The organism is Pseudomonas sp. HY2-MNA-CIBAN-0224, assembly GCF_040310285.1.
GTDB lineage: Bacteria > Pseudomonadota > Gammaproteobacteria > Pseudomonadales > Pseudomonadaceae > Aquipseudomonas > Aquipseudomonas helleri.
This window is the reverse complement of record NZ_JBEOPQ010000031.1, coordinates 12,802-35,439: the sequence shown is the minus strand read 5'-3', so window position 1 is coordinate 35,439 and position 22,638 is coordinate 12,802. Positions and strand designations below refer to the sequence as shown.

At 50.3% G+C, this 22,638-nt stretch carries 10 protein-coding genes; 6 read left to right on the top strand and 4 right to left on the bottom strand.

Features of this window, described 5'->3' with window-relative positions; all coding sequences use genetic code 11:
• Nucleotides 1-45: 45 nt before the first annotated feature.
• The 4 genes from AAEZ03_RS15220 to AAEZ03_RS15205 form a co-directional block, all read right to left on the bottom strand.
• On the bottom strand, nucleotides 46-3,666 hold the full coding sequence (locus tag AAEZ03_RS15220) for a sugar-binding protein (protein ID WP_350579699.1): 3,621 nt from the start codon (nucleotides 3,664-3,666) through the stop codon (nucleotides 46-48).
• 74 nt (nucleotides 3,667-3,740) lie between these two features.
• Complete coding sequence (locus AAEZ03_RS15215; RefSeq protein WP_350579696.1) at nucleotides 3,741-7,130, bottom strand: hypothetical protein; 3,390 nt, start codon at nucleotides 7,128-7,130, stop codon at nucleotides 3,741-3,743.
• A gap of 77 nt (nucleotides 7,131-7,207) precedes the next feature.
• On the bottom strand, nucleotides 7,208-9,646 hold the full coding sequence (locus AAEZ03_RS15210; protein WP_350579693.1) for a hypothetical protein: 2,439 nt from the start codon (nucleotides 9,644-9,646) through the stop codon (nucleotides 7,208-7,210).
• A gap of 138 nt (nucleotides 9,647-9,784) precedes the next feature.
• On the bottom strand, nucleotides 9,785-11,551 hold the full coding sequence (locus tag AAEZ03_RS15205; RefSeq protein WP_350579692.1) for a hypothetical protein: 1,767 nt from the start codon (nucleotides 11,549-11,551) through the stop codon (nucleotides 9,785-9,787).
• A 202-nt stretch (nucleotides 11,552-11,753) separates the two neighbouring features.
• Here AAEZ03_RS15205 and AAEZ03_RS15200 point away from each other — a divergent pair, with 202 nt between their 5' ends.
• From AAEZ03_RS15200 to AAEZ03_RS15175, 6 genes are all read left to right on the top strand, one after another.
• The gene (locus AAEZ03_RS15200) at nucleotides 11,754-12,287 is read left to right on the top strand and encodes a hypothetical protein (RefSeq protein WP_278941795.1); all 534 of its coding nucleotides are present in this window, start codon (nucleotides 11,754-11,756) and stop codon (nucleotides 12,285-12,287) included.
• Nucleotides 12,288-12,337: 50 nt separating this feature from the next.
• Nucleotides 12,338-17,332, top strand: a complete 4,995-nt coding sequence (locus tag AAEZ03_RS15195; protein WP_350579689.1) for an RHS repeat-associated core domain-containing protein — start codon at nucleotides 12,338-12,340, stop codon at nucleotides 17,330-17,332.
• A gap of 216 nt (nucleotides 17,333-17,548) precedes the next feature.
• Nucleotides 17,549-18,100, top strand: a complete 552-nt coding sequence (locus AAEZ03_RS15190; RefSeq protein ID WP_314918727.1) for a fimbrial protein — start codon at nucleotides 17,549-17,551, stop codon at nucleotides 18,098-18,100.
• Between the two features lie 72 nt (nucleotides 18,101-18,172).
• Nucleotides 18,173-18,928: a fimbrial biogenesis chaperone gene (locus AAEZ03_RS15185; RefSeq protein ID WP_350579686.1), complete on the top strand. Its 756-nt coding sequence runs from the start codon at nucleotides 18,173-18,175 to the stop codon at nucleotides 18,926-18,928.
• Nucleotides 18,929-18,947: 19 nt separating this feature from the next.
• The gene (locus tag AAEZ03_RS15180; RefSeq protein WP_350579683.1) at nucleotides 18,948-21,464 is read left to right on the top strand and encodes a fimbria/pilus outer membrane usher protein; all 2,517 of its coding nucleotides are present in this window, start codon (nucleotides 18,948-18,950) and stop codon (nucleotides 21,462-21,464) included.
• Between the two features lie 73 nt (nucleotides 21,465-21,537).
• Nucleotides 21,538-22,638 (top strand): fimbrial protein, encoded by a 1,101-nt coding sequence (locus AAEZ03_RS15175; RefSeq protein WP_350579682.1) that lies wholly within the window; start codon nucleotides 21,538-21,540, stop codon nucleotides 22,636-22,638.

The window sequence follows — 22,638 nt, the reverse complement described above, 5'->3', positions numbered from 1 at the left end:
AAGTCCAACGTGCTGCACATTGGCAGCACGTTGAGTGCTTCCCCTTTAAATGCTAACGCTGGTCAAACGCCCCAAATTGTCGTAAGCCAGAATGCGCCCCGCTTCATCGTTTAAAAGATTACCGTCGGCGTCATAGCTGAACTCAATCCGTTGCGGCGCTCCGGTTTCAAACGTGTGGGTAACCGCCTTGAGTTGGCACGGATCAGCCTTGGGATCATCGTATTCATATTCATATTCACTGGTATACGCCCCGCCCTGATAGGTGGTTTCTACAAAAGTGATATTGTCCTGCGCATCGAAACCAAATAGCTGAGTCTTAATGATCTTGCCGTACGGATCCACCGGTGCTTGGCTGCCAGTGCACGTGTATTCATACAATCGTCCGCGCGCATCATAGTCATAGCCTTCACTGCGCAGCACGTCTTCGCCTTGTTTCAGAGTACGCTGAGTAAGCCGGTCGACCGCGTCGTAAGTCTGCTCCAGCGTCTGAACCACTCCCCCACCAAGGTCGAATGTACGTAATACTTCGCGGCCGAAATCATCGTATGCAAGGTCAATCTTCAACCTCTGTGCACCATCAATGGTTTCGATTCCTGCCTGAAGGCCCACACTGTTATAGGTGAAGACCGAACGGGTCGTACCTAACTCAGTGGCTGTCAATCGAGCATATTCGTCGAAATCGTACGTCTGGGTTTGCCCAAGCACATCGACATAAGTGAGCAACCGTGCTTGCCGGCTGTACTCATAGTGCATGTTGAGCGGCACCGTTCCTTCTTGCGCGTGGGTTTCACTTTTGAGTTCGCCCGTACTGAAGTAGCTGCGAATGAGTTTCTTACCTGACTCCTCAGTGCTTAGCAAACGAGCATTCTGGGGGTCATATTCATAGATTGCAGTGCTCTCACCTGTACCGCGCTGCACAGGTTCCTCACCCAACTCTGGCCTGTACTCAAAAGTGGTTTCCAGACCTGTAGGGCGCACAACTTTGCAGGGCTGCATTTGTCCTGGTTCGAAGCTGTAGATACTTTTACGCCCACCGGTAATCGAAACGGTCATCCGGTCAAGACCGTCGAAGACCTGTTCTCCCAATACAAGACCATTGACACTGATTTTAATCGGCAAATCTTCACTGTTGTGTTGTGCGTATTCACGCTCAATCTCATAACCGTCCGGCAAAATAGTTTTGGTCATACGCTCGAAAGCGTCATATTCATAGCGAGTCCAGTTGCCTGCAGCGTCATATTCCTCTGCTGTACGTCCAAGACCGTCATAATTATAAGTTTGCTCGCTGACCAGATTATTCTTCAGATTGATGCGTTTGATGCTGTCTGGCTTATCGAACAGGTTGTGGGTCGTAACCGTTTTACCCATACCCTCAACCCATTGGGTAGTTGTGCGTTTTACAGGGTCAGTCACCTCGTGCTCTTCAACTCCATCGGGGCGGATCACACTGCGTTGTTCACCCCAAGCGTCATAGTTGAATAGACTGGTCAACTCAATATCTTTTTCCTTCTCCCAGTCGATAACGGTTTCACTTGTCATCTGTTCAAGGTGGTTATAACTCGCACGGTAAATGTCGCGGTACTTTTCAGATCCTTTCCCGTCCGCATCGGCATTTCGACGCTCTTCCTTGACGACCCGGTTATGCCCGTCCAGGTAGGTGATGGTCTTGACACCTTTTACATCCTCGGCAGTTTGTATTGCCTGTTGACCTGCACTGCCGGTTAGTTGATAAGTGTAATTGCGGCTGGCTTTGTAAGCCTCATTGTTTGGGGAAACAGTTTCTTTGGTGACACGGCCCAGAAGATCATACTCATAGGCAATTTCAACATCGTTGTCATCTCGATTTAGCAGCGGCTGACCATTGAGCAGTGAGTGCTCCAGTGTAAATACTTTACGTACTTGCTTATCAGGTACACCAGGTACATCGTCATAACCAATCACAGTATTAACTGTATGCAGCACTGTCTCTCCAGCTAAAAGGTTAAAGGTTTGGCTGTAGAGGTACTGGGTGGTCGTGGTCATGCCATTGCGGGTCACTGCGTCTTGCAATTTTCGCCCATGGTCCAACGCATCGTCCGGCGTTTCAATATAGTCAAAGGTGCTGCTGTGCAGAATGGTCCCACTTTCCGTCAGAGTCTCCCGCCCCATTACAAGCCAAGGGCTTGCACCCTTCAGGCCTAGATATTCATCATAGCGATAACGCGTTTGCAGAGTTGGCGCCGAACCGAAACCGGAGGCTGCTGGAGTGACGGTTTTGCTCTTGAGAGAGCGCACAAATTTTTGCGGATCTGCTGGGCAACCATAGTGGCCTTCTTCACTATCTGCTTCACCGTCCCTGCTGTACCACGTGTTGGTTTCGATCACACCATTGGCGTTGGTCTGGGTCAGCAGGTTGCCATAATCATCATAAGTGGCCGTCACTGTCTCGGTGTGTCGTGGCTCAGTGGCGTTGGCGTTTCGCCAGATCTTGGTGACTGTTTTTGGCAATTGGCAATAAGCGGGTTGATCTTTGAAGTTCTTTTGCGGGTCGATGTAGTACTTGGTCTCGGTCACTGACAAGGTGTCTTCACTGCCCGCTTCGGCCTTTTGGGTAATTTGCTCGCTTACCAGCAAATGGTATTTATTGAATACTCGGTGAGTGCTTCGAACCGTTTGGTTGCGGGTGGCATCCCAAACATTTTCGGTGGTTTCGTATTGATAGTCGGCGCTGATTTTATAAAGGTTATCCAGTCCATCGTCACTCCACGCGATACCACTGCCAAACCCCAGGAAGTTTCGATCCTGCGAGTCGTATTCATAGCGGGTTTCACTGACTGGCTGGTCGAAACCCGGATCGCGCTTATGTATCTGAACCCGTGGCAGCTTGCGCCCGCTCAGCCCCGGAAACGAATGCCCCGCGGCTGAATAGGTAATGGTTTCGTGACCACCGGTGGGGGTATCAACGCTGGTGAGACAGGTTAGATCGTTATACATGCCGTAGACGAAGCGCCAGGAAGCGTTGTCGTCAGTTGGCAAAACGATAGTCCTGGTCTCACTGCCAATGATTTCAAGTTTAAATTCGGCTTCATACACCGTGCCGGGGTGCAGCAAGATCTTTAGCTCATTGTTAGTGCGCAGCAAGCTGATGAGCTCAGTGCCGTCAGCATTTTTTATGCTGCTAAGCAGCGGCTCAGTAAAGAAGGGCGTGTACTGTAACGTCACGCTATGGCCCTGAGGTGAAAGCATTTGCACCGGCATGGCCAATCCGCCTTGGCCGACCTCAAGGATTTCAATGAGCCCAGACTTATGCTCGATGCGATAGTGCTTGTCGTCCAAAATATAAAAATGAAACGAGTCGATCTTCTTCTCTGGAATAAATTTCCCAATACCTTCGGGCGTCTCTTCCAGGTTAACTTTAAATGTTTCACCGGTGTACAGCGATAGCACACGACTGTTGGGATTGTACTGTGAAAGCTGTAAATTCCAGCCGATCCCGAAACCACTGTCACTGTTGTTCAGTGGGTTAAAGTTAAGTTGCAGAGGAACGACGGGGCCACACAAATTATTGGCCTTGAGTTCAGGCAATGTAATCGCGCAGGTATATTGTCCAGTCCGCGGATCAACCTGCCCTTGTATGTAACTCATAAAATTAAATGCATTAGAATGCACGGACGTCGACGTAGACATAATGAGCTCCCACTATTGGATATATAACAAAGATGCACCCGCCTGCGCAGGTGCCCTCTCAAGGCTTGACGCGACTATGCCAAGATGCTCAATCTGTTTCGATTAACACCATCAAAGGTGATTCGCAGCGTGTGTTTATTTCCATATGCATCGTAAACAACAAGTGGTATTGCCGTATCAAAATCGGATTTTACATACTTGTCAAATTGCCAATATTGACGTCTCTGCAAACTAAACAACACTTGGCCAACAGGTGGTTCTTTGCCAGAAATAACGATGCTTTTCGGAAGATTGCTCTGATACGTTAATTTCCGCATGACCTCATCCTGGACATGCAATCTCATTTGGCCCTGATCATTTTTATCATCGCCAAACGCATACCCGACGACACTGTGAATATCTTCAAGAGTCGTGTCGCTTTCCCACTTAACCATACTCGAATTTTTCTCAAATACGATTTTCTTTATTGCTACCAGCTCCGACTTGACAACCAATTTCAAGTAATAATAATCCAACGTGTCTAAAACATCGTCATAGTCGCCCGGCCCTTCCACACGTGTTGGATAAGAGTCGCCATTGTCAAACGTGAACACGACACTGCCAACCGATCCGCCTGCGGGAGGTTTAACGGCGATGAGATTAATGACTTTGTTATTGACTTCACCGTCATTCTTATCAGGATTAGAGTAGAATTCTTGATAGCTATCGCTGGTCAACTTCGCAGCAATACGTAAATTTTCAACGTTATGGCATTGAACAAAAAATTCCTTGACCTCAATTTCTACAGGCTCAGGCGCCTGCACACCACCTGCAGAAGTTAGGCTTTGATGTGGATAAGTATCATATGTATTCTTGGCTTCGGTGTAATACCACTTACCGCCTTCAGGGACACCCGTCTCTCCCACTTCGGGCAAGGGTACTTTTTGCTCGGCCGTCACAAGACAAATACTGTCGTACTCCGTTTGCGATAACTTCACCTTAACACCATTTACGTCAGTGGCTTTGAAGCGCACCACAACTTTGGCTTGCTGTAGACCATTGGCGTACACCGTAGGCGCTGACGGTGTAACTTCAAAATCGAAAACATCATACGAAAGCCACTCTGACTGCCGGGCATGCTCAGACAAATGAACGATACTGTAACCAGAAACAACGTCCGCTAATGTACCTTTTACAATGCTATAGGGCGCGATAATAATGGGTGGCGCGGTGAAAACGCCCTCTTCTGTTATTGACCCTTCTCCAGCAATAACCTCCCACTCTATTGTTGGATTTCCCCCGTTTTCCATTGGAATGTTAAAAACTGCCTGACGGTTCGGCCTGACACCCGGATGAAAGTTTGGAAAGACCCCCAATGAAAACGCCCCTGAGCGAAGCAGGACAGTTGCAACTGCTGCCTCTTGTGTTTCATTGTCCACAATGTCAATCAAAACAGTTTCCAGCCCATTAGCCGCACTGCCCGAGGGTGGTGTGTAAACCGCCTCGTTGCCATTACAGACCAAGCTACCCCGATCACCGCGCGGGGTCCAGGTCAATCTGGAACCGCTCAATGCATAGGCTTTAAGCGACACCTCTTTACGATTATCCATATCGATCAGCGACATCGCCGGTGTCACCGCCACACCCGTAATTGCGACGGTAACCAGTGCCGAAGCAGTCACCTTTTTTTGGCTAACCTCATCGAGATAAGTCGCTGTCACCACGTTACGCACAGCGGTGCCATCGAGTCGCGACACGTCAGGTGCAGTGTACACGCCCTCTTGATTGACACTACCTAGCGCCTGTTCGCCATCAATACTCCTGACAGTCCAGGTTACATCGGGAGCTCTAAAATTCACTTGTCTGATTGCAAACGCTTGGCTCTCACCCGCTTTGATAATCGGTAACAACGGATCAAGAGTGAAAGTGGTTTCTGTCGGATCGATATTACCGATCATCAACAAATCCCCTGGCAGGCGTGCCTCGGTCAGTTGTAAAGCATTCTGTTCAGGGAAGAGTAAGTTGCTAATAGCGAGAACGGAAACATCAGGCATGTCAATGACATCGAACGCGCCAAAAAGTGCCTCTAAAGGTTCAACAAGCTGTTTTTTAAAGTCAGTATCAAAATTCTCATGAAGACGCTCAGAACCCAGAGCGTAGTACTCTGTAAGATCTACTGAGCAGGCGGCTGTTGAATCGGATGCCTTCTGCAATGTGAATCTATTTTTATCACCCACCTTGGCGTCCAGATAAATATTTACGGCAGGCGAAGCATAGATATTGAAAGGCCAATCCTCATGCTGCGGCTGAGGAGGAATAATAAGAGGATTAAAGCCATGCAGATTAAATGCTTGTGTTTGCTTATTATTCATTTTAATGGCGGCCCGACCACTTGACTCACACTCTACAATCAACGCCGCCTCACGAGTCACACTGCTAAAATTCAACCCCACCGGTCCAAGATTGGCTATTGTGTAATCGTTAGCATCTTTAGACCAATCCAGCAAAACATCCGGAATCTTAATACTACCGATGCTGGCTCTTAATGATCGCGCCTTATCATGAGAGTTTGACTCTCGGTCAAATTTAAGCCCCTTGCCCAGTTGCCGCTCCAGATCAGGTTGAACATACCAATCAAACAGTACACGGCTAGCCAACACCAAAGCCCCTGAATACTTGCGCTTGCCTGTTACAGGATCAATGTCATTGGGAATAAGATAGTCCAATGATTCGCCCGTCGGCTCATTGCCTTCATTCGGATTGCCCTTGGTGTTGACCAAGAGCACCACCGCCCCGTCACCATAACTGTCGGAGCCAAGAAGGCGACCTTCATCGGTTGCCATGGTCCTGATCTTGAATGATTTAGGTGCCAGCAGACCCGCATCTTTCAGATCCAGAGTGCCCAACTCGTAAATTCGATCTTCGGGCTTTTGCTCCATGAACAGGTCTTTGAAAAAATCCCCCAGCGTTTCTTGGGCCTTAGGCTCTGCAACCAGATTACAACGGCAGTTATAGCCATCGCCAATATCAAACATGACCTTGCCTGTATCACTGACCGTACCTGACGCAGTCTTCAAGTCGATATCCATGGTCAAAGTAAAACCCTGCTGGGCAGTGATTGTGGAGCTATAGAGGACGGTACCCGGCAGTTGGTTAGAGCCCTTGAGTCTGTACGAGGATGTGCCAGAAACGACATCCATAGTCGCTGTGACCCGAGAGTCACGCAGCGACGCTGTTTCGAAACTCAGACGCGGGTGACTTAATATGACACCCCCCAATTCGAATACTTCTCCTCCATCCGGTGTCATTGGTACGACGCCAAAAATACGCTTCAAAAAGCTGGTACTCTCAAAACGCGTAACGTACTGCTGCTCCAGCAAGCTATTAACCTTGGTGCGATTCATAAAAACCAGAGCGTCCCAGCCCAAGGTAATGGACTTACCGTGCATTCTTTCAACGAGTTCTTCCAACGAATAACCGGGCATAAATAAAATTCCTTATAAAGCATATTAAAACAATTATGAGACGCCAGCTGCACGCCAAATAAGGCTAAAACTGATTACTACCCGCGCACTGTATTGCTCTTTTTCGCAACAAACTCAGCATGCGTGGACAGCACCGTATTGCTTACTTGGCCAACAAGTTCAGCATATTTGGAGAGCGGTAGCGGAATGGCTAAATAGCCATACAAAATCGTAGCAACTGCATCATAAGCAGCCATGACAACTACAAAGCTACCCGGTATTAATTCAGCAGGCTCGGTATAAACACCCGTGACAGGATCAATGGCACCCGGTCCTTCCAGCACACTCCATGTGAGTTGTGGCCCTGACTCAACAGGACCCTTATTACCTATCAAATTAAATTTCACACTGCCTTTTTCAGGCGTGCTTGATTCGTCCATTGCTACGGGCATCATAGCCAGGGTTTTATTGATGCAGATATAAAACACAGCACTTACATTATTCTTTTTATCTGTCACTGTAATTTTATCGATGGGGTAAGGCTCCTCTGTATCCCTAACATCTCCGGCGGTATACACACGTAGTGCCGGGTTCCCCTCCACTTTGGAGAGTGTTGACCCCCACTGCGGCGTCTCCATGACCCACTCAAGTGTCTCCCCGCTCAATGCCGTTGCTTCAAGCACCGACGTATTATTGGTATCGCAACTGGAATAAAGTGGGTTGATTTGTATCGCACTGTGGAGCACCGACACCAGAGCAGAGCTTTGCACTGGCTGCCCATTCAGTGTCCCCTTTGCAGTCACCACAACGGTGATAGCACCCTCTTTAATTTGATCTTGAGTCGGGGCCTGGTACAAACCGGTCGAACTGCATGAGCCCGCCTGATCATTTTCCCCATCCACATCACGCACTGTCCATGTAATGTCAGCGGGTAAAGGCAGCAAGGAAAACTGAAGGGTACTGCCCGCCTCAATGGTCGAGTTTATCGGGGCGATGACTGAGGTGGTGCGCAAGGGATCGATTTGCCCAAAGACGGCCAAATCGCCGGGTACAGATGCCGCCGTAAGTTGCAAAGCGTTATGACCCGGAAATAAAAGGTTGCGCAGTAAAAAAGTGTTGATATCAGGAATTTCAATATCATCGAGAGTATTTCGGACTGCACCGCGAATACTCTCAGTGATGAATTTTTTAGTGACAGCTTCACCGTCCAAATTCCAGGGAACGACTGGCTTACTGGCAAACGCCACCTCATAGTTTTCACTCACTATTGTCACCTCACTAAATTTGACGTTATTGGTCTCTACGTCAAGATTAAGCTTCAGCGACAACGCAATATTAAAGGTACACGTAAAATCAACATTTTCAGGATCATCAATTGCAACCGTGTCCACCTCACACTTGCCAGGCAGCGAGTTACTCCAACTTAACTCGATCGACGCCCCCCCTTCTCCATACGTGATACCAAAGCCATAGTTGTCATTAGCCGTATTTGAAAACTCAAAGCGCAAAGGGTTTAATTTAGAGAACGCATCCGCTTCATAACCCCATTCGGCCCCGTTCATCCAGTATTTGTAGACAACTCTTTCGGTAATATCGCCTCCACCGGCGCTTGCTTTGAGCGTTGAGGCAGCGTCAGAACCGGTGTCGGACAATTGCAAAATAAGCCCATTGCCAATAGATTTCTTCAAGGCGGGCTTTAAAATTTTCTCAGCCAGCACTCGGCTCGAAAGCAACATTGAGCCGGTAAACTTATGGCCTTCTTCATCTGCGGGTATGAGGTAAGTCGCGCTTGCGCTTGGAAAAGAGGTGCCCGCTGTCCCTCCTTCCATTGTGATAAACAACATCACGGCGCCATCACCATATTCTGAATCGTTCAACAAAGCGGCCGGTGCGGATTTCATTACCTTTATTTCAAAATTTTTAGGGGTCAACACACCATTGACATGCCCATCTATAGTGCCAAGTGAGAATTTTTTTTGCGCCGCTGGTAAAGAGTTAAAATACTCTTTAAAGCGACGACCCACGTCGTCTTGGGCCAGATCGCCAATAACAAAGGTCGCCATAAAGGTATCGGCCTGGTCGAGATCGATGATCACATCACCCACGCCATTGACGTTGCCTTTAGTGATCGGCTGATCCATCCATAATTGCGGACTATTAACAGGCAGTACCTGCATAATCCTCTTGACATAGACAACCCCCCCCAAGGCTGCTGCGGTAGTAACAATCATACCGCCAACCATATTCAGGGTTAACCTGGCGCGAGGATCAAGCTCGGGGGACGACTGCTCAAACGAAAGACGGGGCGAACTAAATTTCAGATTGAAGATGTGCTCTTTATAACTGCCATCCCCCCAAGAGGCGACAATCGAGGCGGGTTCGATATAGCCATCCTCGGTGTTAAATCGTTCAACATACAACTGCTGTAGCAGCTCGTTGGCCTTGCGTTGATCATAAAGAGTCAAAGCATCCCAGCCGTACGTTGAAGACTTATTCTGCAACGACTTTGTTAATTCAGCCAACGTCATTTTAGCCACGAGAATCTACTCCACTTAATGATTAATTAGTTGCAAGTCGCAGCATTTTTAAATGCTGCAACAGCTTCAACCAAACTGATCAGCACCCATTAATTCAGGGCAGGTACTTAACCGAATATCACTCACACCGCCCTCGGCTTATGCGACCAACTTTAAGGTCAATATCTTGTTAAATAGCGTTGTCGTATTCCCGCCATCAAAACTGACACTGGCCCTTAAGCTGAATGTCGAATTAAGTGCAATACCGGCCAGCTGTGTTTTAAGCAAGCGAACCGAGACACCGCCTGTAACTTCGTCAGGCAATACGTCGCGCACCGCTATAAGGTCGAGTTCGCCTATGCCACCGGCAGTCAACCACAAACGAACGGCTTGTTCTGTCGAGATAAAAGGCCACTTCCCTATCTTTACTAAAGCGCCTGAGCCAGGAATATCCGACAGTTTCAACGTCGCTGGAGAACCGACTTGAGCCCCCTCACAGGTTATAGAAGGATGGTTGCGCAGCGGTTGAATATAAAGCGCCAGAGAGGGTTCAGCCATTTGCCCTGATACGCTGTACGTCACTTCAACTGTTCTATTGAAGTTCGAGGGGATGGCAGTAGGTGGTACATTGAACTTCATCGGGTTCAATTGACTGGGCTCTGTTACTTCACATGACCCCTTGTCATCAAAGCCTTTCCAATAGGCAATGACGGTATCACCTTCGCCGATTATGACATTCGTTGGAAGGGTAATGAGTGCACCGCTGATCGCAACTATTGGATCAAGCTCAGTCCTGTTTGCGATGACAACGCTTGCGTCCACTGTCGGGGGCGGCAGCACCAAGGGTTCTCGCACGTTCAGTTCCAGGGGAACACTTGAACCTGAAGCGTCAGCGCGGGCGTATTGAAAACGCAAGCTAACGAGGCTTCCCCTGTTATCGAGTAACCACTGATTGCTAATCGGCAATTCGATTAAACCAGTCTCGATATTGGACGAGTCGATCTTCAAAAACTGAATGGTGTTTTTGTTAGCACTACTACCTGTGCCATAGACCAGCACATCGTCGCCGACGCGAATGTCTGGATAGGCTGCAATCACAACACGGATGCCGTTAGGGAACTGACCCGGGTTGATTTCAGTACCGGTCAGGTCCTTGACACTGGGGGCAGCCAACACAGGCTTTATTGGCGCTGTGATGAGTAAGGTACGCTGTGTCGAAACAGTCACTGGACCGGATGGGCTAGACGCATGGGTGATCTCGTAATGCAGGGTGACGGACCCACCACGCAACTGAGAAAAATTGGCTTTTGGCACATCCCAACTCAATACTTGCCCCGGATTATTGGTTCGGTCAGTATCCGTATCACTCAACGTTTTGACGGGCAGATTCACAGTACTGCCATCACTACCATCCGCCTTCGTCCCTTTCCAGATAACCCTGACCTTATCGCCATTAGACATAACGTTATAAGGCACTATCGCAAGCATTGCATAGGCTTTGAGCGCGTCAAGGTCCAACTGATTATCATGCGACTCTTTTATCTGTGGTGCCGACAGCCAACCCACTGGACCGACACCAAAATGAATTCTCTTGGACTCTTCTCTGGGGTCACCGTTAGCCCGTTCAAGATAAAAGGAATAAAACACTTGTCCTTTATTCAATGACACTACCAAGTCATTGGCCACCGTCATTAAAAAACCCAATTCTCCCTCTGTCGACGGGTCGATAAAAATCGGTGTGTCCTTGATATCAACGGGATGTCCGTTTTCTTTACGACCCAGCCAACTCTGATAAATCACATCGCCGCCTTGTGGGTTATCGTACTTGGCATAGGTGTTCAAGGGCCCACCGTTCAAGTGTTGTGGATCAATCGTATTGTTGATTAAAAGCGGGATGACGGGTGCATCCAAATCACCAACTGCCATGGCGCTGTTCCTTGTAATAAATGTGTAAGTGGATAGTTTACCCACTGAAAAATTGACTATTAGGTTCATGTTGTACGCCCTATTTTTCAGGCTGTGCACTAGCAGAAGTACTAGGTTGCCAAGGCCTTCACAGGTGCTAAAGTCGGGATGAAGGCAATTTCAAATCCCACTTTTCGTGGACAACCAATGAGGCTATATATATATGAACAACTCTACATTTCCAATGGCTGCATTTTGCGCAGGCGTGATGCTCTTCACCATCAATTGTTTTGCCACCACAACGCCACAGGCAACTCATAACTCCTATGGACTCATACACTTAATCGATGATAAAGGTGCCGAGAAATGTACATTGGCCGTCCCGGAAACTTCAAAAACATTCGACTTTAGTTCCAGCAGTGAATATTGCGAGAATGATTCCGTCTCCTCGTTCTGGCTTGAAAATGTACCGTCCGCCACATTAATTCAGTTTTATGATAACGCTTGGTGCAATGGCGCTCAGGCCCCTAGTGTTTTTTACTTCAAACTTAAAACCACCAAAAACCCCACTGACTGGAGCGCATCGATTCCTCGAGAAACGACTATTGATGGTTTGAGAAACATTAATGTCGGCGGATTAATCTCCAAAAAGAATACTCGCATGGAAGAAAAATTTATTGGATCAGAATACGCTAATAAAAACCTGAACGAACGAATCAGCTGTGTCTATATCGAGCGCTCCCAGCCTGTCAACTAATCCACTATCAATATACCGCCCCCTTCCCTGGTTGCAACGAGGCTCTCTTCATGGCCACCTCCACCACTGTATCGTCTAATGCTTTTAATTTTTTAAACTTTATCCAAAGCCAAGTTGATCCGCGAACTGGACAATATACCTGCGCGATTACATTACCCGAACTCAAGGCCAATCATTTGTGTGGCCCCGTCGTTCCTCTGCAACTTAACTTTAACCCACTGAACAACAGTGACAGTGGTTTCGGGATCGGCTGGAACTTACAGCTTTCACAGTACAACCCCAACAGTCGTGTGCTATCACTGTACACCGGTGAAACATTTAAAGTTAACCTGGAAGAGACGCCCGAAGGTATTGGGAAATTTATTCCAGAGAAGAAGATCGACTCTTTTCATTTTTATATGTTGGACGACAAGCACTATCGCATCGAGCATAAGTCTGGGCTCATTGAAATCCTTGAGGTCGGCCAAGGCGGATTGGCCATGCCGGTGCAAATGCTTTCACCTCAGGGCCATAGCGTGACGTTACAGTACACGCCCTTCTTTACTGAGCCGCTGCTTAGCAGCATGAAAAATGCTGACGGCACTGAGCTCATCAGCTTGGTGCGCACTAACAATGAGCTAAAGATCTTGCTGCACCCCGGCACGATGTATGAAGCCGAATTTAAACTTGAAATCATTGGCAGTGAGACCAGGACTATCGTTTTGCCAACTGACGACAACGCTTCCTGGCGCTTCGCCTATGGTCCATATAACGATCTGACTTGTCTTACCAGCGTTGATACTCCCACCGGTGGTCACGAAACCATTACCTATTCAGCCGCGGGGCATTCGTTTCCGGGGCTGAGCGGGCGCAAGCTGCCACGAGTGGAGATACATAAGCGCGATCCGGGTTTCGACCAGCCAGTCAGTGAAACCCGCTATGAATACGACTCGCAGGATCGAAACTTCCTGGGGTTTGGCAGTGGTATCGCGTGGAGTGACGATGGACTGGATAACCTTTATAAAATCAGCGCCGACTATCAATACGAAACCACCGAAAATGTTTGGGATGCCACCCGCAACCAAACGGTTCGAAGCACTCACCGGGTATTCAATAAATACCATTTGCTGGTAAGCGAGCAAATTACCCAAAAGGCCGAAGCGGGCAGTGAAGACACCTTGTCAGTGACCGAGACCGAGTACTACATCGACCCGCAAAAGAACTTCAAAGATCAACCCGCTTATTGCCAATTGCCAAAAACAGTCACCAAGATCTGGCGAAACGCCAACGCCACTGAGCCACGACACACCGAGACAGTGACGGCCACTTATGATGATTATGGCAACCTGCTGACCCAGACCAACGCCAATGGTGTGATCGAAACCAACACGTGGTACAGCAGGGACGGTGAAGCAGATAGTGAAGAAGGCCACTATGGTTGCCCAGCAGATCCGCAAAAATTTGTGCGCTCTCTCAAGAGCAAAACCGTCACTCCAGCAGCCTCCGGTTTCGGGTCGGCGCCAACCCTGCAAACGCGTTATCGCTATGATCAATACCAAGGGTTGGCGGGAAGCGGAACGTGGATAACACTTCAAAAGGAAACGCTGGTACAGGTACTGGATGGCCTCGCGCCCACAGAGTTGCGGCGCCTGACCCATGAGTACATCAATACGCCGGACGATGCAAAACGGCACGGGCGTCTCAGTAAAATGCAGCAGACCCTGAACAACCAGGCGGAGACGCTGAGCACCACCACCTACGACTATGACATCACGCCCAACATCCGTGCCGGTGTAATGGCCATGCGTACCATCAGCACCATGATTGGCTTTGATGACATACCTGACGACCCAGAAAACCTGGTCGCCCCCAGTGCGCAGGTACGCAAAGTCATCACCGAAGAGCACTCAACTCTTGACGGTGCCAAGCTTTCAAGCCGTGATGACAACGACGCACATGCCATCTACCAGTACGACCTACTGGGGCGCGTAACCCAAGAAACAGCAGCGCCTGACACCCCATACCAAGCCACACGTACCTATCGCTATGCACTGACCAATGGAACACCTGGCCAACAGGCAGTGCAATACACGACCGACATTCAAGGCGTTGAAACCCGTACCTGGCTGGACGGGTTTAATCGAGTGCTTAAAGAAGATCGCCAGGACGCCGATGCGCTGGGTGGCGACCCCGAGCTGTTCCGCAGCACCTATAGCGCTGTCTACAATCACTTGGGGCAATTGACCCGTGAAACGACTATTGACTGGGAAGCTGATAAAAACGTTTCCTTGTCCACCACTTACGAGTACGACGCTTGGGGCGAGCAATTCAAGGTCGTAGGCCCTGATGGTGTGGTTCAGATTACCGAAAACAATCAGGCCAAACACACCTTGACCCGCTGGGCTCAGAGCGCCGGAGCAGAACCCAAAATCATTGGCAAAAGCCACGTCACGCTCAACCTGTTCGATAAAGAAGACAAAATCGAGACACTGGACGCCAATGGTAAAACCATCAGCACACGCGAGCTCAGGTATGACGGTCTGGGTAACTGCGTCGAGCAAATTGACGAATTGGGCGAAACCACACGTTTTGTCTACGACTCATTCTCTCGTCTACAGATAACCGTCTTACCCGATTACACCGAAATTCACCGTGCCTATGCCTCTCACAGCTCCCAGGAATTGCCTGTCAGCCTTGAGGTTGTGGCTGACCAAAAAACTCAACTCATCGGCACTCAGACGTTTGATGGCCTGGACCGCAGGAAAACTGTAAAGGTCGGTCCTCGCTTTCAGGAGTACTTTTATGTAGGTGGCCAAACTCAGGTGAGCAACATGCTCACCGCTGGCAAAAATATCCTCACTTATACATACGAGCCGGGTCTGGTAGACACACCGACAATCATCACAGCAGGTGGCGAGGAGTCGCGCTTTGACTACGATAGACGAAGTGCGCAATTAACCTCGTCAACAAACGTTGCGGGTCTGCATGAGTTTGCTTACAACAACAATGGCCAAGTGCTCTCTGAGCGTTGGACCGAACAAGATACAAGCAAACAGTGGGAAACTCAGTACACTCAAACCCTGAACGGACGTCCGTTGACCCGCGTTCAAATCAACGGTTTGGACTGTAACTACACCTATGACGACAAAGCTCGAATTGATAGCGTTGAGCAAGGCGATATTCTCGCAACTATTGGCTATGACGAATTAGGTCAGGTGTGCACGGTCAGCGCCCAGAATAAAGTCAACCAGCAGACATTATTAACCGAACTGACTTACGACGACCAAGGCCGGGAAACAATCAGAAAGATGACCTTGGGCGCAGGCCACCCCACGCAAACCATCACCCAGGCATATCGAGTCGATAGCAAACTGCAAAGCCGTCACTTGCAACTCAATGACCAAACAGAGCTGCTGGAAACCTTTATCTACGATAAACGCGGACGCATGGTGCAATACAACTGCGAAGGCACAAACCTGCCCAAAGATCGCTACGGCAATGCGATTCGCGAACAAGTATTTGGCTTCGATGCGCTGGACAATGTCACTGCGGTGTACACAACATTTGCAGACGGCAGTTGCGATGATGCCGAAAGCACTTTTGCCGCGAATGATCCGTGCCAATTGGTCAGCATTACCCACAATCACCCTGCCTATCCGCCTGTTTGCAACCTTGACTACGACGCTGACGGTAACCTGTTGCACGACGAAAACGGCCAAAGCTTGCATTACGATACCCAGGGCCGGCTGCTCAGGGTAAACGACGTTGACGGCAATCTGGTGAGCCAGTACCGCTATGACGCACACAACCACTTATTGGGCGTCACACGTGGCACGCAAACCGAAACCTTGCGCTTTTATGAGGACGATCGCCTGTGCAGAACAGAGCAAGGGAATACTAAAACCCACTATCTTTACCTCAACGACCAGCCTTTGGGCCAGCAAGAGCAAGGCAGCTCTGAACACACCCTGTTATTACTGAGCGACAGTAAAAACAGCGTGCTGGCCGAAAGCGGCCAGAATCAACTGCGTAAAGCCATTTATGGTGCCTATGGTGAACGCAGCCCGGATGATGACCTGCAGTGCCTGCTCGGTTTCAACGGTGAAGTGCGAGACGAGCAAAGTGGTTGGTATCTGCTGGGTCTGGGGTATCGGGCGTACAACCCGACACTGATGCGCTTTCATAGCCCGGACTCGCTCAGCCCGTTCGGCGCGGGTGGGATAAACCCCTATGTGTATTGTGCTGGAGACCCCATCAACTATGTTGACCCGACAGGCCATGCCAATCGCAAAACCAACACCAAAGGGTTGCTCGGGGGAATACTCTCAGCCATCGGTATTGCTCTGTCAGTAGCGGCGGTTGTCATTGCTCCCCCCGTGGGTATTGCAGCCATAACAAGCACATTCGTCTTCACAGCCGTAGGTATTGGTTTTGGTGCCTACGGGATCTATGAGGGCGTTATGGCGACGCAAGCAACTGAACTCAGAAAACGAGAATCACACGCGACCAGCTCTCTTATCTCCGGCGGCCTGGATGTTGTGTTTGGTGCTTTCGGTATTTATAGCGCCATCAAAACCGCTGCCAAGCTCAAGGCAAAAGCGGCTGCACAAGCAAGTTATCACGCCGGCCTCAAGCGCTCCTTTGAAAACATCAACAACCTGATGGGAGGAACAACACAAGCGGGCCGCAACTCTGGACGCGGGGCTGCTGAGGCGAGCGAAGGCGTTACACGCTCCTTCAAAGATCCTTCAACACAGACTTCGAGAAAGGCACCACTACCTCCAGCAGGCCAGCCAGCGGCGGCTTTGCCAAGCAACCCAGGACCTAGTCGGAATATACAAATAACTCAATCCACAGTTGCTACTCCGTACAAACCCAGAGAAAAATCACAATATTCATGGGATGACTTTAAGATGGATCAAAACAGTAGAGTACAGTCTACTTATTTGGGAGAGAACAGAATTACTTCTGTCAAATTCACAGATCCGGAGCATCCGAAACACAGCACCGAACAGATCAGAGCAAAGATAGGTAACGACATAAAGATGCAACCTGCTGCAGACTAATAACAAGCCGGGCTCCTTCCCCAATAAGGGAGCCCGTTTTTTTTCACACATCTATATGCCATACACTTCGCAGCCTCACCAAAAAATGAGAGTTCTCTCATATCCCTCCTGCTTATTCCCCATTATTATCCCTGCGCTTTCATAAATTGGCACTAGCGTGAACACTCACACCAGTGCACTTTCACATTATTACTTTTCAATAAAGGCACACATAAAATGAAGACATCTTTATTTATATTTCCGTTTGGGCTGGCATTGAGCCTGGCAGCCACTTCAGCATTCGCCTATGACGGCACCATCAACTTTTCCGGAAAGATCAGTAGTGCGACCTGCCCTATTGAAATCGTCAACCCTGAAAGTGGCGCAGTGAGTAACCTTGTACCGCTCGGTTCAGTCGATACAGGTGATTTCAACGGTAAAGGCAGTGAAGGCGGCGGTCGAGGCTTTCAAATGCGTATTACACCCGGCAGCAGCTGCGTGCTTGATCCTGCCAAACTCAATGCAACGGTAACCTTCCGCTCGGTACAAGGCGGAGGCGGTGACTACTATGGCATCAAACCCGTAGCAGGAGCGGCGACTGGCGTGGCCGTAGCGATCAAGGACAATACCGGCACCTTGCTAAAAAGTGGTGACGCCTCGGCCATCTATCCGCTGAGTGAAACCGACCCAACACTGATGTACTTCACCGCAGTTTATATCGCCACCGCAGGCGCAGTGACTGCGGGCCCTGCTGATGCCGACGCCGAGTTCCGCGTTGATGTCAACTGACATCCCGCTGAACTAAACAACGGGCTTAATCGCCCGTTGTTTAACACCCTCTTCTTATTCAAGAGACTCGCTATGCTCAGCTTTCCCAAGACCCGTGCACGGTTCTCAAACCGTGCACTGACCTGCGCGTTGCTGGGGGTTGTTATCGTTTGGCTCCCCAACAGCTACGGCGCGCTGACCGTCAACAGCACCCGCGTAATATTCGACAGCGACAAGCGCAATGTTTCGGTCAGAGTATCCAACCCAAGCAGTAAACCCTTCGCGGTACAAACCTGGGTCAATACGGCTGCCGATGATCAAATAACGCCTGTTCCCTTTATTACCTCACCCCCCCTGTTTCGCTTGAATGCAGGCAAAGAACAACATGTGCAAATAAACGGGTTGCCCAATACATTACCCAGCGATCGCGAATCGCTGTTCTATTTCAACGTTCAAGAAATTCCGCAACGAGAAGCCAGCGATAATAACCAATTAAATATTGCATTGCGTACGCGAATAAAAGTTTTCTACCGACCTGCCGAGCTAAACAGTACGCTTTTGGACAGCCTGCAGCATTTGCAATGGTCTGTCCGTAAAGTTGACGGCTATGCACGCCTGATCGTTAACAACCCTGGCCCTTTTCATGTGTCTTTTGTCCGCATTGAACTCAGTGCAGACAAGCAGACCGTCAGTTTAAAAGACACCTCAATGGCACTCCCTTTAACCACTCAGATGTATGAGCTGGACGGGTTCAAACCGGGTCAAGACATGAAAGTACATTTTTCAGTGATCACTGACTTTGGAGGTTATACCCCCCCCATGACGCTGCCCGTCGCCCTTGATCTTTAACGTTGCGCGGACTTACTTCATGCCATTTTTACCGTACGGCGGCTCGACCCCGGCTAATCGCTTGCTCCATTGTTGTTTGCTGACCGGCGCCAGTGTTGTCGCAGGGAGGGCTGATTTAGCACAGGCCGCCACAGACGTGGAGTTTCAATCTTCATTCATGCGTCAGTCGGACACTCATACTAGCGATGCCGGTGAACTGGCCTTGCTCGCATTGTCTACTCGCCAGCATCTGATACCCGGGCGCTACCTGGTCAGTATTCATGCCAACCAGAACGTCTTCGACAGCAGGGAAATCGAATTCACCGCAAATGATCAAAACGACGAGCTTACGCCGTGCCTGCCACCCCAATTGCTTAATGATATCGGCGTAAAACTAGACAGCCTGGAACAACCTGAATCCACATTGGGTGCATGTGTCGATCTGCAACGCCTTATTCCCGGCGCGACCGCAAAACTGGATGACAGCACGCTTGAGTTGTCCATTTCAATCCCGCAAATAGCCATGCGTCGTGACGTCGCCGGTTATGTCGACCCACAACGCTGGGATTACGGTATCAACTCAGCGTTCGTGAGCTATCAAGTATCCGCGCAACAAAGCAACAGCGACCAGATCGGCCAAAACAACAGTCACGACTTGTACTTGAACAGCGGCGTGAACCTGGGCGCCTGGCGCTTTCGCAGCAACAATACGTTTCGCAGCGATGCACAAGGAGAGCGCACTTGGTCACGTGCCTACACCTACCTGCAACGAGACCTACCCGGCACGCACTCGCAACTGACCCTGGGTGAAACCTTTACTCCGGGCGATGTATTCAGAAGCATCCCGATCAGGGGTGTCCAGATCGCATCAGACATGAGCATGCTGCCTGACTCACAGCAAAACTATGCCCCGATCGTGCGTGGCGTGGCACTCACTCGCTCCAGACTCGAGATCCGTCAAAACGGCTTCCCTATCTACTCAACCTATGTCAGTGCAGGCCCTTACGAGATCAACGACCTCACCACAGGCGCAGGCAGCGGTGAGCTGGAAATCATCCTGACCGGGGTAGATGGCCAGGTACGTCGCTTTACTCAGCCCTACGCCACGCTTAATAACCTTTTGCGCGAAGGCGTCTGGCGTTACAGCACCAGTATGGGTCGCTACAACGCACCGTCTTTTTCAGAGGATGATGCATTGATATGGCAAGGGACGCTGGCGACAGGGATCGGGTGGAACGCCACACTCTACGGCGGTTTGATGGGCAACGATTTCTATCAGGCCGGCACACTGGGGCTCAGCAAAAACCTGGGCGTAATCGGTGCCTTGTCATTTGATGTGACACGCTCTGACGCTCAGATTGATCGCAATGACAGCAGCCGTACCGCTCAGGGGCTGAGCTATGCGATCAAGTACGGTAAATCGTTCGAAACCCGAACAAATCTGCGCTTTGCAGGTTATCGCTACTCCACCGCAGGTTATCGGGACTTTAGCGAAACTGTGCGTGAGCGCAGCGCCGATCAGCGTTTTCGTGGAAGCCGACGCAGCCTGCTGGAAGCCTCGATTTTTCAGGACGTGGGGCGCTACAGTTCGCTGAGTCTGACCTTATCCCAAGAGGACTACTGGCAGTCGGAAGACCAGCAACGTCAATTTCAGTTGAATTTCAGTTCCCGCTATAAATCGATCAACTACAGCCTCTACGCTTCGCAGTCGTTAAACGACGACCAGTTCAATGAGCGCCAGCTCGGTGTCAGTATCTCGATGCCTCTGAGTTTCGGGCGTTCAACAACGGCGACTTACGATATACGCGAAAGCGCTGGGCAGTTCAGTCAGCGTGCCTCTTTGGCGGGCCGTACCGATCAAGACCGGCTCAATTATCGGGCCTCTCGGGCCAGTGATGAAAACCAGCAAAAAAGCACTGAACTGTCTCTGGGCTATCAGGCCTCTTTTGCCAGCGTGGGTGCAGGCCTTACTCAAGGCGCCGACTATACCAATCTTTCGCTTAACGCCAGCGGCACACTCTTGCTGCATGCCGACGGGCTGCAAGCAGGCCCTTATCTGGGTGAAACCAGCGGTCTGATTCATGTTCCGGATATCGCCGGGGTCGGTCTGCTCAATGCTTCAACTGCCAAAACCAATCAGCACGGCTATGCACTTATCCCGTCGTTACAACCCTACCGGATAAACCGCGTCATTCTCGATACCGACCAGTTGGATCCTGATGTCGAAATTGATAACGGTGTGACTCAAGTAGTACCTCGCCGCGGAGCTGTGATCAAGGCGAGCTTTGCTGCACGCAGAGTCCAGCGAGTGGTGCTCACCACACGCGACATGCGCGGTGCAACCTTGCCTTTTGGCGCTCAGGTCAGCAATGCCACGGGCGAAGTACTCGCCGTTGTCGGCCAGGCCGGTCAAGTCATGCTGAGCACTGTTCAAGATCAGCAAACCGTCTTCGTTCGCTGGGGCAATAACGGCGAACAGCACTGCCAGTTACACATAGATGTCCAGAGCATTCCTCTGATACAGGGCTATCGAGTTCAAGACCTGACATGCCGCTAATTCACTATTCGTTCAATCATACGCCAGGCAGCTTGCAGTGCCTGGCGTTGCTTTAACCAGGATCAAACACCGTATGTCGCTCAAATCATTTCCAGGCGTAGTATTCGTGCTGGCAGCCAACGCGCTCATGGCCACAGGCCCAGCCTATGCGGCCAGCAATACGTGTTTTTGGGGAGTTGGAACGGGGCCAGTTCGTTACACCGCCAATGTGAATGCCTTATATGTACCCAGAGATGCCCAGATAGGTGACCCGATAGGCCCGATTGAGCAACCTTTTTTTGCCAGTGGCGGTGGCAACAGCATTTTCTGCGAAAACGACGGCACTGCCCGTCTGACATTCAACGCATCCAATAGCGTGCCCGCTGTACCCGGCCCCCTACTGCGCAGGAACGGCGTGACAACCCGAGGAGACATATTGCCGACCAACATTGCCGGAGTCGGTGCCCAGATCACATTCGGCAGGCCGTATGACGGATTAACACCTAACTTTTGGAAACTAAGCAGCCCTGACAGTTCGGTGCCATTTGATGCTTACATCGACTTCAACATCCCTTTCGCCCTTCAACACGCAATCTTGCAGGGCACTGTAACCTTGATCAAAACCGGACCTATCAGCCCGGCCTTGCAACCGCTGGACGCTGGCAGGGAGTTGGTCAAAGGTTCATTCAGCGGTCTTCCCAATGCTTTCGGCGTCGCCTTGAGCGGCTCTGTCACTCAAGCCGAGTGCACGCTGTCAACCAATCCTGTCAGCGCTGACCCCGTCAAACTGGGGGATTGGCCAAGCTCGGCGTTTACCGACGAAGGGCATGCCACCGATGCAGTCCCCTTCACTATCGCGCTGAACTCCTGTGTATCCGACCCATTACCCGGGGGCACGGTGACAAACGCTTATATACGCCTGGATCCCACGGCCGGATCCACCACCATTGATGCATCTCAAGGTCTTTTCAGCCTCGCAGGCCCCTCCGCCGCGAAAGGGGTTGGTATTCAAGTACTGGGGCGCGACGCCATTACCCCGGTTCCCCTGGAGACTGACGTGCTGCAGGCCGCTATCCCGGCCACAGGCGGCATGCTGCTGGAGTTCAACGCTCGCTATTACCAGACCGCCCCCAGCGCTGATGTCGAAGCAGGTTCGGCAGATGGCGCATTAGGATTCACCATTACCTACAAATAA

What these genes read in the sequence shown, in the direction of transcription:
- AAEZ03_RS15220 (WP_350579699.1), bottom strand. Translation starts at nt 3,666, where the DNA reads ATGTCTACGTCGACGTCCGTGCATTCTAATGCATTTAATTTTATGAGT.
- AAEZ03_RS15215 (WP_350579696.1), bottom strand. Translation starts at nt 7,130, where the DNA reads ATGCCCGGTTATTCGTTGGAAGAACTCGTTGAAAGAATGCACGGTAAG.
- AAEZ03_RS15205 (WP_350579692.1), bottom strand. Translation starts at nt 11,551, where the DNA reads ATGGCAGTTGGTGATTTGGATGCACCCGTCATCCCGCTTTTAATCAAC.
- AAEZ03_RS15200 (WP_278941795.1), top strand. Translation starts at nt 11,754, where the DNA reads ATGAACAACTCTACATTTCCAATGGCTGCATTTTGCGCAGGCGTGATG.
- AAEZ03_RS15195 (WP_350579689.1), top strand. Translation starts at nt 12,338, where the DNA reads ATGGCCACCTCCACCACTGTATCGTCTAATGCTTTTAATTTTTTAAAC.
- AAEZ03_RS15190 (WP_314918727.1), top strand. Translation starts at nt 17,549, where the DNA reads ATGAAGACATCTTTATTTATATTTCCGTTTGGGCTGGCATTGAGCCTG.
- AAEZ03_RS15185 (WP_350579686.1), top strand. Translation starts at nt 18,173, where the DNA reads ATGCTCAGCTTTCCCAAGACCCGTGCACGGTTCTCAAACCGTGCACTG.
- AAEZ03_RS15180 (WP_350579683.1), top strand. Translation starts at nt 18,948, where the DNA reads ATGCCATTTTTACCGTACGGCGGCTCGACCCCGGCTAATCGCTTGCTC.
- AAEZ03_RS15175 (WP_350579682.1), top strand. Translation starts at nt 21,538, where the DNA reads ATGTCGCTCAAATCATTTCCAGGCGTAGTATTCGTGCTGGCAGCCAAC.